Below are 260 nucleotides of genomic sequence, written 5' to 3' on the forward strand. Positions count from 1 at the left end.
GTTTTAACGTTTTGAGTTACATTTTCTCCCGTCAACCCATCACCTCGGGTCGCGGCTTGCACTAGTACGCCATCACGATAAATAATCGACACAGCTAAGCCATCTAGTTTTGGCTCACAACAAAAAGTAAGCTCTTCGGTACTCATTAAACGCTCTTTTATACGGCGATTAAAGGCAATAAACTCATCTTCGCTAAAGGCGTTATCAAGCGATAACATAGGCACTTGGTGCGCTACTTGCTCAAATTTACTTAGCGCAGC

1 pseudogene is annotated in these 260 nt (G+C 43.5%); it reads right to left on the bottom strand.

The features are described 5' to 3' along the window. Positions 1-260, bottom strand: a pseudogene (ligA, locus tag AAEY78_RS13730) (NAD-dependent DNA ligase LigA); the annotation flags it as partial.

The sequence above is a fragment of the Psychrobacter sp. 16-MNA-CIBAN-0192 genome, assembly GCF_040309565.1.
Classification (GTDB): domain Bacteria; phylum Pseudomonadota; class Gammaproteobacteria; order Pseudomonadales; family Moraxellaceae; genus Psychrobacter.